This is a genomic window from Acidimicrobiales bacterium (assembly GCA_025455885.1).
Taxonomy (GTDB): domain Bacteria; phylum Actinomycetota; class Acidimicrobiia; order Acidimicrobiales; family Acidimicrobilacustridaceae; genus Rhabdothermincola_A.
Genome location: JALOLR010000003.1, coordinates 22931 through 35259, shown reverse-complemented (window position 1 = coordinate 35259; position 12329 = coordinate 22931). Strand labels below are relative to the sequence as shown.

Sequence of the window (12329 nt, the reverse complement as noted above, 5' to 3'; positions counted from 1 at the left end):
GAGCATGACACCCGAGCGGTTCGAGGAGCTGGTCGCCGACGCCCTCGACGCCCTCCCGCCGGCGCTCGGCAGGATGATGGACAACGTGATCGTCGTCGTCGAGGACGACCACCACGAGGGCCTCCTCGGGCTCTACGAAGGGATCCCCCTCACCGAGCGCGAGCAGTACGGGGTGGGCTGGGGTGAGTTGCCGATGCCCGACCGGATCACCGTCTTCCGCCTCCCCATCTGCCGACTGGCCCGCGACGAGGACGAGGTGGTGGAGGAGGTGCTGGTCACCGTCGTGCACGAGGTCGCGCACCACTTCGGGATCGACGACGACCGACTGGTGGAGCTGGGCTGGGACTGAGCGGCGCTCAGCCCTTGCGCTTCCCCTTGCCCTTGGAGCTCGGCACGCCCTGACCGTCGTCGCCGTGCTTGGACTGGTGGCGATGGGCCGCCATCGCACCACCCACGATCCCCGCCTGGTTGAGCAGCTCGGCCGGCACGACCTCGGTCCGACACGTCAGCAGGGGCACGAAGTGCTCCGCCTTCTTGGCGACGCCGCCGCCGATGATGAAGAGGTCCGGCCAGAAGAGGCTCTCGACGAGATGGAGATACTCGTCGACGCGAGCGGCCCACTCCTCCCAGCTCAGCTCGAGCCGCTCGCGCACCGAGTTCGCCGCCCACTGCTCGGCCCCGCCCCCGCGCAGCGGGAGGTGACCGAGCTCGGTGTTGGGCACGAGCCGACCGTCGATGACGAGCGCCGTCCCGATCCCGGTGCCGAGGGTCACCGTGATCACCAACCCCGGCTGACCGTGCCCGGCGCCGAACGCCGCCTCGGCCTCACCCGCGGCGTCGGCGTCGTTCACCACGCTCACCGGGCACCCGCTGGCCTCGGCGAACAGCCCCGCGGCGTGCAGGCCGATCCAGCCGTCATCGAGGTTGGCGGCCGTGTGCACCGACCCTCCCTTGGTGACCCCCGGGAAGGTGCAGCCGATGGGCCCGTCCCACTCGAAGTGCCGGGCCACCTCGCCGACGATGCCGGCCACGGCCTCGGGGGTGGCGGGCTGCGGCGTGAGGAGACGGAGACGGTCGGTGAGCAGCCGGCCCCGCTTCGTGTCGACCACCGCCCCCTTGATGCCGGTCCCCCCGATGTCGATGCCCAGTGCCTTCATGGCCGCGGAGTCTGACACGCTCGACGGACGCGGGGTCGAACGGCGCCCGTGACGCGGCCCGAGGTTTCCGACCAAGGACCCTGGGCGACAACCGACTGCGGTCCTATCGTTCGACCCATGGGCGACGCCGTCCGCATCGACGATCCCTTCACGGTGGCCACCCGCCACTGGCACCGGGTCGACGACGGTCGGCTCCAGTGCGACGTGTGCCCCCGGGCCTGCAAGCTCCACGACGGCCAACGGGGAGTGTGCTTCGTGCGGGGGCGGGCCGGCGACGAGGTGGTATTGACGAGCTACGGGCGCTCGAGCGGGTACTGCGTGGACCCGATCGAGAAGAAGCCCCTGAACCACTTCCTGCCCGGCACCTCGGTGCTGAGCTTCGGCACCGCCGGGTGCAACCTCGCCTGTCGCTTCTGCCAGAACTGGGACATCTCGAAGTCCAAGGAGACCGACCGCCTCTCCGACGCCGCGCCGCCGGAGGCGATCGCCGCCGCCGCGCTCGAGCTGGGGTGCGCCAGCGTGGCGTTCACCTACAACGACCCGGTCGTCTTCCTCGAGTACGCCGTCGACACCGCGGCCGCCTGCCGCGACCAGGGCGTCCGCTCGGTCGCCGTGTCGGCCGGCTACGTCAACGACCGGGCCCGCCGGGAGCTCTTCGACGCCGTCGACGCCGCCAACATCGACCTGAAGGGCTTCACCGAGGACTTCTACCGCCATGTCGCCATGGGTGCCCTGGCGCCGGTGCTCGACACGCTCGAGTACATCCGCCACGGCACCGACGCCTGGCTGGAGATCACGACGCTGCTCATCCCCGACCACAACGACGGTGACGACGAGCTCGACGCGATGACCCGCTGGATCGCCGAGCACCTCGGCCCGGACGTGCCGCTGCACTTCAGCGCCTTCCACCCGGACTTCAAGATGCGCGACGTCGGGTCGACCCCTGCGTCGACCCTGAGCAGAGCGCGGCGGATCGCCGTGGACAACGGTCTGCGCTACGTCTACACGGGCAACGTGCACGACGCCGAGGGCGACACCACCTGGTGCCCCTCGTGCGGGCAGGGCGTCATCGAGCGCGACTGGTACGAGATGCGCAGCTGGAAGCTCACCGGCGACGGGCACTGCCGGGCCTGCGGGGCACCGGTGGCCGGCGTCTTCGACGGGCCCCCGGGCGAATGGGGGGCGCGGCGGGTCCCGGTGGAACTGAAGCACGGGCGGGTACGGCGACGATGAGCGCCTCGGTGCGACCGCCCGCGGTCGCCGGGCTCTTCTACCCCGGGGACCCGGTCGCCCTGGCCGCCGAGGTCGACGAGGACCTGCGCGTCGCCCGTCGGGCGGGGGACGCCGGGGACGCCGCGCCGGGGCCGCCCCCCAAGGCGCTCGTCGTCCCCCATGCCGGCTACGTGTACTCCGGCCCGGTGGCCGCCTCCGGTTACGCGCTGCTCGGCGGATCGGCGATCGAACGCGTCGTGCTCCTCGGCCCCGCTCACCGGGTCCCCGTCGAGGGCATGGCCGTGCCCGGCGTGGGCGGGTTCGCCACCCCGCTGGGCGTGGTCCCGGTCGACGGCGATGCCCTCCGTCGGGCGCTGACCTGTCGAGGGGTCGTGACCGACGACGACGCCCACGCCGAGGAGCACAGCCTCGAGGTGCACCTCCCGTTCCTCCAGCGGGTGCTCGGGCCCGACGGCTGGGCCGTGCTGCCGGTGGTGGTCGGACGGACCACCGACGACGCCGTCGCCCATCTCCTCGACGAGCTCTGGGGCGGCCCGGAGACCCTGGTGGTCGTCAGCACCGACCTGAGCCACTACCACGACGCCGTCACCGCCGCCCGCCTCGACGCGGCGACGGCCGGGGTGATCGTGGCGGGGGACGAGCGGCGCCTCGACCCGTCCGCCGCCTGTGGTGCCCACCCGTTGCGGGGCCTGCTCGTCGCGGCGCGGCGCCACGGCCTGCGGGTGCGCCTCCTCGACCTGCGCAACTCGGCCGACACGGCCGGCGGACCCGATCGGGTCGTGGGGTACGGCGCGTTCGCCGTCGGATGAACGACGCCGGCGGTCGCGAGCTGGGCCCCGACGAGAGGCGGTGGCTGCTCGACCTGGCCCGCCGCACCGTCGCCGAGGGGCTCGCCGGCCGCTCCCCGGACGAACTGGACCCGTCGACGGTGCCGCCGCCCCTTGCGACACCGGGCGCGGCCTTCGTCACCCTGCGTCGCGACGGCCGGCTCCTCGGCTGCATCGGCTCCATCTCCCCCCACCGTTCGCTGGCCGACGACGTGGCCGCCCACGCCTACGACGCGGCGTTCCGCGACCCCCGCCTGCCCGCCGTCACCGACGCCGACGCCGCGGCGATGACCGTCGAGATCTCGGTCCTCGGACCCCTCGAACGGCTCCCCGTGCGCTCGCGCCGCGAGCTGGCCGCGGCGCTGCGCCCGGGCGTCGACGGGCTCTGGATCACCAGCCGGGAGGGTCGGGGAACGTTCCTGCCGTCGGTCTGGGCCCAGACCGACGGGGTCGACGACTTCCTCGACCGCCTCTGGGCCAAGGCCGGCCTCCGCGACAGGCGGTGGCCCCCCGACCTCGAGATCGACCGCTACACGGTCGAGGAGTTCGAGGACGGGCCGGAGCCCGGGGAGCCTCCGGCCCGCAACTCTCGGTAGCGCCGGATCAACGCGCTCGTCGAGCCATCGTGGGCGAGATCGGGCTCGGTCGGGGCGGTGAGCTCCGGGATGATGACCTGGGCGAGCTTCTTGCCCAGCTCGACCCCCCACTGGTCGAAGCTGTTGATCCCCCAGATCGCGCCCTGCACGAACGTCTTGTGCTCGTAGAGCGCGATGAGCTGGCCGAGGGTCGAGGGGGTGAGGGCCGGCAGGAGGATCGACGTCGAGGGCCGGTTGCCCGGGAAGGTCCGGGCGCTGACGAGCTCGGGGGCCACACCCTCGGCGGCGACCTCCTCGGCGGTGCGGCCGAAGGCGAGGGCCTCGGGCTGGGCGAAGAAGTTGGCCATGAACACGTCCTGGTGGCCGTCGACCTCGTGGGGGGCGTGCGCCAGCCCGATCACGTCGCAGGGGATCAACCGCGTGCCCTGGTGGATGAGTTGGTAGAAGGCGTGCTGGCCGTTGGTACCCGGCTGGCCCCAGACGATCTCGCCGGTTCCGGCCGTGACCGGTCGACCCCAACGGTCGACGGACTTGCCGTTGCTCTCCATCGAGAGCTGCTGGAGGTAGGGCGTGAGGTGCCCGAGATAGTGGCTGTAGGGCAGCACGGCCAGCGTCTCGGCACCGAAGAAGTTCGAGTACCAGACGCCGAGCAGGCCGAGCAGCACCGGCAGGTTCTCCTCGAGCGGGGCGGACCGGAAGTGCTCGTCGACGAGGCGGAAGCCGTCGAGCATCTCGGAGAAGTGCTCGGGCCCGATGGCCAACATGAGCGAGAGGCCAATGGCCGAGTCGTAGCTGTACCGTCCACCCACCCAGTCCCAGAACCCGAACATGTTGACGGTGTCGATGCCGAACGCCGCGACCTCCTCGGCGTTCGTCGAGACGGCGACGAAGTGCCGGGCCACGGCAGCGTCGTCGCCCAACGCCTCGAGGGCCCACTGGCGGGCGGTGCGGGCGTTGGTCATGGTCTCGAGGGTGGTGAAGGTCTTCGAAGCGATGATGAACAGGGTCTCGGCCGGATCGAGGTCCTTGGTCAGCTCGTAGAACTCGCTGCCGTCGACGTTCGAGACGAATCGGACGATGAGCTCGGGATCGGCATGGGCCAGCAGTGCCTCGTGAGCCATCCTCGGACCGAGATCGCTGCCACCGATGCCGACGTTCACCACTGCGCGGATCCGCCGGCCGGTGTGACCGACCCACTCCCCCGACCGGACCCGACGGGCGAAGGCGGCCATCCGGTCGAGCACCTCGTGGACCTCCGGGACGACGTCGGTGCCCTCGGCGTCGACGACGGTCGTGCCCCGGGGGGCCCGCAGCGCCACGTGGAGGACGGAACGGTGCTCGGTGACGTTGATCGGGCGGCCGGCGAACATGTCGTCGCGCAGGGCCTCCACTCCCGCACGGCGGGCGAGCGCGAACAGCAGCGCCATGGTCTCGTCGGTCACCCGGTGCTTGGCCAGGTCGACGTGGAGGTCGCCGACCTCGTGGGTGTACCGGGCGGCCCGGTCGGGGTCGTCGGCGAAGAGCTGCCGGAGGTGGACGTCGGCCATGGCCGACTGGTGCTCGACCAGGGCGGCCCACTCGGCGCTCTCGGTGACAGGGGCGGGCGGGGTGGTCATCGGGGCTCCTCGACTGGCGGGGGACGAAGGGGGCTCAGGTCGTGCTCAGGCGGAACGTCGCGGCGAACGACTCGCCGGGCCCGACGATGTCGGCCCCGCCGGTCACCAGCGCGTTGATGGCCGCCGTCATCGGTTCGAGGGCCACGACCGTCGAACCGGCCGGTGAGTAGACCTGACCATAGGGGTAGCCGGCGTCCATCGAGATCCGCAGGGCGCGCCGACGACCGGACAGGGTGAACGACCGCCTCGCCGACGCGAAGCGGACGGCGTCGTCGTGGCCGTCGGGCGACAGGGGTCGGCGTGACGCCCGTTGCCTCGTGACCCCTCCGGTCGGGAGCATCCGTCCGTCGAGTGCGAGGCGGTCGACGGTGGGCACGTGGACGCGTAGGTCACCCGGAGCCTCGCCACGGAGGCGGAAGTAGGGATGCCAACCGAAGGCGACCGGCACCCCGGTGCGGCCGGTGGCGGAGAGGCGGGTGGTGACCGCCAGCACGCCGGGTCGCAGCCGGTAGGTGACCTCGAGGACGTGGGGGAACGGGAACGAGGCCATGACCTCCTCGTCGGCGGCGGCGTCGAAGCGGGCGACGAGGACGGCGCTGCCGCGTCGCGCCGTGACGCGGCCGACCTCCCATCCGGTGCGGCCGACCATCGTGCCGTGGATGGCCAGTCCGTGCTCCTCGCGGTGCAGCCCGGGCGCGCCGGCGAGCTCGACGGTGCGGCCGCCGACCCGGTAGCGGTCGGCGCTCAGGCGGTTGGCCCACGGGGCGAGGAGGGGGAGCCCGCACGTGTGGCCGTCCAGCACCCGCTCCGGGCCGGTCCCCAGGTCGAGGTACTCGTGGGTGCCGTGGCGCAACGAGGTACCGAGCAGACCGAGCGCCGGGACGACGACGAAGCGGGTGGGCCCGGCGCGCAGCGCCCACGCCGCGCGACCGGCCACGCGCGTGGTCGTGACTGCCGCCGCGGCGGCGCGCTCGACCACGGGTGTCAGGTGCCGGGAGCGGCGGGCTTCTCGTCGTGCCCGCCGAACTGCTTGCGCATGGCCGAGAGGACCTTGTCGGCGAAGTCGGCTTCGCCCCGCGAGCTGAAGCGCTCGAAGAGCGCCGCGGTGAGCACGTGAGCGGGCACGCCGACGTCGATGGCGGCGAGCGACGTCCAACGGCCCTCACCGGAGTCGCTCACCCGGCCGGCGAAGCTGTTGAGGCCCGGGTCGTCGACGAGCGCTGCGGCGGTGAGGTCGAGGAGCCACGACGCGATGACGCTGCCCCGCCGCCACACCTCGCTCACCGCGGTGGTGTCGATGTCGTAGCGGTAGTACTGCGGGTCGCGCAGCGGGGTGGTCTCGGCGTCGATCTCGTGGTCGAGCGTGCCCACCCCGGCGTGGCGCAGGATGTTGAGCCCCTCCGCGTAGGCGGCCATGATCCCGTACTCGATGCCGTTGTGGACCATCTTGACGAAGTGGCCCGCCCCCACCGGCCCGCAGTGCAGGTAGCCCATCTCCTCCGGCGTCGGCTCGCCGGTCCGGCCCGGTGTCCGGTCGATGGTCCCCGCACCGGGGGCGATGGTCCGGAAGATCGGGTCGAGGCGGGCGACGACATCGTCCTCTCCGCCGATCATGAGGCAGAAACCCCGCTCGAGGCCGAAGACCCCGCCGCTGGTGCCCACGTCGACGTAGTGCACGCCCTTCGGCGAGAGCGCCGCAGCCCGGTCGATGTCGTCGCGGTAGTACGTGTTCCCGCCGTCGATCACGATGTCGCCTGGGCCCATCCGGGCGGCGAGGTCGGCGACGGTACCCCCGGCGTAGGCGGCGGGAACCATCACCCAGGCCGCCCGGGGGACGTCGAGCGCCGCGACGAAGGCATCGAGATCCGCGGCCCCGGTGACGGCGTCGCTCTCGGCGGCGAGCGCCGAGGTGGCCGCGGCGTCGACGTCGTAGACGACGCAGGTGTGGCCGTCGGCGACGAGACGCCGCACGAGGTTGGCGCCCATCCGCCCCAGACCGACCATTCCGAGCTGCATCAGGGACGTCCTTTCGTCGCGAACCCGGGGTTCCGGACCGGGTCCCCAATCGTGACACGCCGGGCGGGCCCGGCAACCGGCGAACGGGACGGCTCAGCCGGGGGACGCCTCGGGGACCGCGACACCGGACCACATGGAGGACTGGATCTTGGGCCCGGCGAGCTGGAAGCGCTGGAGCCGGTCGACGCGGTAGCCCGCGGCCCGGAGGCGCTCGGGGATGTCGCGGGTGAGGTGGCACCCTCCCGCGAAGCGCTTCTGCATCGGCTCGAACCGGTGCTGGCGACGGGCGACGGTGGGGTCGTCGGAGAGCCCGTGCTCGACGAAGTGCAGCGTCCCCCCGGGGCGCAGCACCCGACGGATCTCCGCCAGGGCGCTGTCGAGGTCGGGGATCGTGCACATGGTCCACGTGGACAGGGCGTGGTCGACCGAGTCGTCGGGCAGCGCCAGGTGGGCACCGTCGAGCCCGACGTACTCGACCGGGGGTGAGGGGTGCCGTGCCCGCCGCTTCTCGGCGAGGCGTCGCCCCACCAGGGCCGGGTCGACGGCCAGGACCCGGGTCACGTCCGGGGGGTAGAGACCGAGGTTCGGGCCGGAGCCGAACCCGACCTCGAGCACCGTGCCGCTCAGTCCCTCCACGACCGGTGCCCGGACGGCCTCCATCTTCTTGTTGCCGCACAGGACGTCGATGACCCGGGGCAGCACCTGGTTCTCGTAGAAGCCCACGGCCGGACCCTACCCGGGCGGCCGCCTCGCCATCGGCGGTCAGGTGCGCAGCCGGCGCACCAGATCGGGGGGCTCCGGTGGGACGGCGCGCAGGTGGACCGCCGGGACCCCGAGGAGCCCCTCGGCGTCGACGAGGAGCGGGTCGATGCACAGGTGCTCGACCTCGGGGAGGTCGGCGGCGAGGCGCCCCAGGCGCACCAACAGCTCGACCAGCGCAGCAGTAGAGGCGTCGTCGCTCCCGCGGGCGCCGGACCCGAGCGCCGCCACCATCGCCTCGGCCTCCGCGACCGCGAGCGGTGCGAGGCGCACCACGGGCGCGTCGGACAGCCGGATCGAGGCCGCCAGGTCGAGGCGCAGCAGAGCCCCGAACGACTCGTCGTGGTCGATGTCGACGGCCAACGGCGCACCCGGGACCACCCCGACGGCGTCGGGGCGACCGGCCCGGCGAGGGAGGTCGATGCCGTACGCGGCGAGCAACGCCCCGGCTGTCGCCTCGTCGAGCTCGGCGACACCGTCACCCGCCACCAACGCCCCGTCGACGACCCGGCGTGCCGCCCCGGGGTCGACACCGACGTCGCCGAGGGACCCGGACGACGTCTCGACGGCGTCCGCCAGGCGGCGCCACTCGGCGTGGTCGACGGTGCGGGCGAGCGCCAGCGACGCGGCGTGCGCGGTGTCGAACACCCTCACGGATCCGCCCCGCAACGCCGCGGGCGGCAGGCCCGGCGACAGACGGCTGACGACCACCGGCACCGCCGCCGCAGCGATCCGGGCCTCGATCTCGGCCGCGACCTGCTCGGCGGCCGGGGCGTCGTCGCTCACCGTCACCACGTGGACGACGTCCACGCCGGGGTCGCCGAGGACCGCGTCCAGGGCGGCCGCCCAGCGCTCCGGCGTGGGAGGTGACACCTCCACCAAGCCCTCCACGGGCGCTCGCCGTCCGGTGGGCACCTCGGGGGCGGGGAGGACCGTGGCCGAGGACACCGGCGCCGCCTCGAGCCCGACGGCCCGAGCGGCGTCGAGGGCCAACAACCCGGGGCCGTGCGCGCCCGACACCACCGCCACCCGCGGTCCGGCCGGAGCCGGCCCGACGAGCAGCGCCGCGACGTCGAAGAGCTCGGGGACGGACTCCACCCGAACGACGCCGGCCTGCCGGAAGAGAGCGTCGACGGCGGGGTCGCGACCCGGACGGACGGCCACGACGGGTGTGGTCCGGGCGACCCGGCGGGCGAGGCGGGCGAACTTGCGGGGGTTGCCGAAGCTCTCCAGGTAGAGAAGCACGACGTCGGTCCCGGGGTCCTCCTCCCAGTACTGCAGGAGGTCGTTGCCGCTCACGTCGGCCTTGTCGCCGGCGGACACGAACGACGAGACCCCCACCCCCCGCCACGCCGCCCATTCGAGCAGGGCCGCTCCGACGGCGGCGGACTCGCTCATCATCGCGACGCGCCCCCGAGCCGGACGCTCCGCGGTCGTGGTGGCGAACAGGCGGTGTTCCGTGTCGAGGATCCCCAGCGAGCCGGGGCCGACGAGGCGGATGCCCGCCCGCCGGGCGGCGCGCAGGAGCTCGCGCTCACGACGCATCCCCTCCGCTCCGGCGTCACGGAATCCGGTCGACATCACGACGAGGCCCTGCGCCCCCTTCGCCGCGCAGGCCTCGACGAGTCCGATCGCCTCGGGTGCCGCGACGGTGACGATCGCGAGCTCGACGTCGACGTCGACGTCGTGGAGCGACGCGAGGACCTCCCGGCCCGCGAAGGAGCGACCGGCGCGGGCTGCGGGATCGACCAGGCGGACCGGGCCCTCGAACCCGCCGTCGAGGAGGTTCGTCGCCACCACGGAGCCCGTCGAGCCTGGCGAGGACAGGTCGCCGATGACCACCACCGACCCGGGCCGGAGGATCCGGCGGACCGACGCCGCCTCGGCACGGTGCTCCCGTCGCTCCACCACCGCCCGGGCGTCGTCGGTGTCATCGATCCGGAACTCGACCTCGACCATCCCCCCCGAGAACCGATTGACGCTGTGGTACCCGGCGGCGTGGAACACGGCGAGCATCCGGCGGTTGTCGGGGATGGTCTCGGCGACGAAGCGGGTCACCCCGTGCTCCCGGCCCGCTGCGGCGAGGTACTCGAGCATCAGCGCACCGAGCCCGCGACCCTGGTGGGCGTCGTCGATCGTGAACGCCACTTCGGCGTCGGGCCCCGGCCGTCCGTCCTCCACGAGGCGGTCGTAGCGGGCCACGGCCACCATGTCGGCCCCCTCGAACGCCGCCAACGCCACCCGGTCGGCGTGGTCGACGGTCGTGAAGTAGGTGACCTCGTCGTCGGTGAGGGTGCTCTTCGGGCTGAAGAACCGGTAGTAGCGGGTCTCGGCGGACAGCCCGTGGAAGAACCGGAGGTACGCCTCCCGGTCCCCGGGGAGCAGCGGACGGATGTGGACCGTCCCCCCGTCGTTCAACACGACGTCGAACTCCCAGTGCGGGGGCGGGGCGTCGCTCACGGCACGAACCAGGCGCCCGCGGTGATCAGGTTCGTGGCGCTGCGCCGCCCCGGGTCGCCGTTCGGGAAGGTCCAGTCGGCCAGGCCGCGCACGTCGGCGCCTGTGCCCACAGCCGCGATCTGGCGTACCGAGTACACGTAGGGGAGCTCGGCGGCGAGGCGCTCCTGCACCACCCGATAGGCATCGGCGCGCGTCGCGTCGTCCGGTGCGGCCCGGCTGGCGTCGAGGGCGGCGGTGAGCACCGGATCGTCGTTGCGCACGAAGTTGAGCGACAGCTGTCCGACGGGCCGCACGGTCGTTCCGGCGATGAAGACGTAGGCCGTGTCGAGCGTCGGCTGGCCGAACATGATCCACCCGGTGGCCTCGAAGTCGCCGTTGAGCGCGGCGGCCACGAGGCGGCCCTGGTCCATCGTCTCGATCTGCATGTCGACGCCGATGCCCGCGAACCGCGCCTGAGCCGCCTCGAGCACCGCCCGGATCTCCGGGGTCCCGGGGATGTGCACGGTGTAGGCGAGCCCGCGCCCGTGGCGCGCCGCGTACTCCTCGTTCAGGCGCCGGGCCTCCTCCAGGTCGTAGGTGGGGAAGTCGGTCTCGACGAAGTAGGGGGACGACCGGTCGAACGGCCCCTCCGCCGGGGGGAAGACCCCGAGGTAGCCGACCTCGGAGGCCGTCTCGCGGTCGGTGCCGGTGGCGACGATGCGCCGGGCGAGCGGGTCATCGAAGGGCGGCGCCGCGGTGTTGAGGGCGATCATGGCGACCGACGTGTCCTCGGGTGGGTTGGCGAACAGCTGGAGCTCGCCGGCGGCACCCGCCCCGGACAGCTCGATCAGCGACGCCGGGTCGCTGGTCTCGATCACGTCGACGGCACCGGTGGTGAGCGCCGTCAGCCGGGACGACGGGTCGGGCAGGACCCGGAACTCGACGCCGTCGAGGTAGGGCATCCCCTCTCGCCAGTAGACGGGGTTGGCCGTCGTCTCGAGGGTGGCGTCCGGTGTCCAGCGCTCGAACCGGAAGGGGCCCGAACCCACCGGGTTCCGGCTCCCGTCGGGGTCGGCCAGCATGCTGGGCGCAGCGACGAAGCCCGTCTGGTAGGCGAGGACGTAGTCGAACGTGGCCCACGGGCGGTTCATGACCACCTGCACCGTGCGGGGGTCGACGACCTCGACGCGCTCGACGGGCGCGAACACCGAGGCGGTCAGGGGCGACGCCTTGTGGGCGTCGAGGTTGGCCTTCACCGCGGCCGCGTCGACCGGCGTGCCGTCGTGGAACTCGACCGCCGGCCGCAACCGGATCGTCCACGTGGTGGCCGCCGGGTCCGACTCGATGGCCAGGGCCAGGTAGGGCGCCGGCTCTCCGTCGGCCCCGATGGCGGCCAGACGGTCGAAGATCGCGTTGGCGACGACGTAGGCCGAGCCGGCCCACTGGTTGGAGGTCGGGTTCCACCCGTCGGTCTCCGCGTTGAGCCCGACGCGCAGCGTGCCCCCGAGCTGCGGCGGTGGGTCCACCGGGAGCACCTGGTCGAGGTCGAGGGTGGTGGGCGGACCGGCCGTGCCGTCACCCGACGACGTGGTGCACCCTGCGACGGCGAGCGCCACGACGATCGCCACGAGGAGACCGACGAACCCCCGGACGCACCGCTGTCGGCTCGTGCTCGTCCCCACGCCA

11 protein-coding genes are annotated in these 12329 nt (G+C 73.1%); 4 read left to right on the top strand and 7 right to left on the bottom strand.

Features of this window, described 5'->3' with window-relative positions; all coding sequences use genetic code 11:
- Positions 1 to 4: 4 nt before the first annotated feature.
- Positions 5 to 349 carry a metallopeptidase family protein gene (locus tag MUE36_03195; protein MCU0309931.1) on the top strand — a complete coding sequence of 115 codons (345 nt, stop codon included), beginning with the start codon at positions 5 to 7 and terminating at the stop codon, positions 347 to 349.
- A gap of 7 nt (positions 350 to 356) precedes the next feature.
- Here MUE36_03195 and MUE36_03190 read toward each other — a convergent pair whose 3' ends face one another.
- Positions 357 to 1157, bottom strand: coding sequence for an ROK family protein (locus MUE36_03190; protein MCU0309930.1), 801 nt, complete (start codon positions 1155 to 1157; stop codon positions 357 to 359).
- 117 nt (positions 1158 to 1274) lie between these two features.
- Between MUE36_03190 and amrS the strand changes: the two genes are divergently transcribed.
- The 3 genes from amrS to amrA are packed head-to-tail and all read left to right on the top strand — an operon-like array spanning position 1275 to position 3813.
- Complete coding sequence (gene amrS, locus MUE36_03185) at positions 1275 to 2390, top strand: AmmeMemoRadiSam system radical SAM enzyme (protein MCU0309929.1); 1116 nt, start codon at positions 1275 to 1277, stop codon at positions 2388 to 2390.
- An 8-nt stretch (positions 2391 to 2398) separates the two neighbouring features.
- A complete protein-coding gene (gene amrB / locus MUE36_03180) occupies positions 2399 to 3199 on the top strand; it encodes an AmmeMemoRadiSam system protein B (GenBank protein MCU0309928.1) in 801 nt (266 codons plus the stop codon).
- Positions 3196 to 3813, top strand: a complete 618-nt coding sequence (gene amrA / locus MUE36_03175; protein ID MCU0309927.1) for an AmmeMemoRadiSam system protein A — start codon at positions 3196 to 3198, stop codon at positions 3811 to 3813. Before amrB ends, amrA begins: the two co-directional genes overlap by 4 nt.
- Here amrA and pgi read toward each other — a convergent pair.
- From pgi to MUE36_03145, 6 genes are all read right to left on the bottom strand, one after another.
- Entirely contained in the window at positions 3747 to 5429 is a 1683-nt protein-coding gene (gene pgi, locus MUE36_03170; GenBank protein ID MCU0309926.1) for a glucose-6-phosphate isomerase, read from the bottom strand. The genes amrA and pgi overlap by 67 nt on opposite strands.
- A 34-nt stretch (positions 5430 to 5463) precedes the next feature.
- Positions 5464 to 6366: an aldose 1-epimerase gene (locus MUE36_03165; protein MCU0309925.1), complete on the bottom strand. Its 903-nt coding sequence runs from the start codon at positions 6364 to 6366 to the stop codon at positions 5464 to 5466.
- A 47-nt stretch (positions 6367 to 6413) separates the two neighbouring features.
- The gene (gene gnd / locus MUE36_03160; protein MCU0309924.1) at positions 6414 to 7445 is read right to left on the bottom strand and encodes a decarboxylating 6-phosphogluconate dehydrogenase; all 1032 of its coding nucleotides are present in this window, start codon (positions 7443 to 7445) and stop codon (positions 6414 to 6416) included.
- 93 nt (positions 7446 to 7538) lie between these two features.
- A complete protein-coding gene (locus tag MUE36_03155) occupies positions 7539 to 8168 on the bottom strand; it encodes a class I SAM-dependent methyltransferase (protein ID MCU0309923.1) in 630 nt (209 codons plus the stop codon).
- Between the two features lie 39 nt (positions 8169 to 8207).
- Positions 8208 to 10664 carry a GNAT family N-acetyltransferase gene (locus tag MUE36_03150; GenBank protein ID MCU0309922.1) on the bottom strand — a complete coding sequence of 819 codons (2457 nt, stop codon included), beginning with the start codon at positions 10662 to 10664 and terminating at the stop codon, positions 8208 to 8210.
- Positions 10661 to 12325, bottom strand: coding sequence for an ABC transporter substrate-binding protein (locus MUE36_03145; GenBank protein ID MCU0309921.1), 1665 nt, complete (start codon positions 12323 to 12325; stop codon positions 10661 to 10663). The genes MUE36_03150 and MUE36_03145 overlap by 4 nt, the downstream gene beginning before the upstream one ends.
- Between the last annotated feature and the right edge of the window lie 4 nt (positions 12326 to 12329).

What these genes read in the sequence shown, in the direction of transcription:
- gnd (MCU0309924.1), bottom strand. Translation starts at nt 7,445, where the DNA reads ATGCAGCTCGGAATGGTCGGTCTGGGGCGGATGGGCGCCAACCTCGTG.
- pgi (MCU0309926.1), bottom strand. Translation starts at nt 5,429, where the DNA reads ATGACCACCCCGCCCGCCCCTGTCACCGAGAGCGCCGAGTGGGCCGCC.
- amrS (MCU0309929.1), top strand. Translation starts at nt 1,275, where the DNA reads ATGGGCGACGCCGTCCGCATCGACGATCCCTTCACGGTGGCCACCCGC.
- MUE36_03195 (MCU0309931.1), top strand. Translation starts at nt 5, where the DNA reads ATGACACCCGAGCGGTTCGAGGAGCTGGTCGCCGACGCCCTCGACGCC.
- amrA (MCU0309927.1), top strand. Translation starts at nt 3,196, where the DNA reads ATGAACGACGCCGGCGGTCGCGAGCTGGGCCCCGACGAGAGGCGGTGG.
- MUE36_03190 (MCU0309930.1), bottom strand. Translation starts at nt 1,157, where the DNA reads ATGAAGGCACTGGGCATCGACATCGGGGGGACCGGCATCAAGGGGGCG.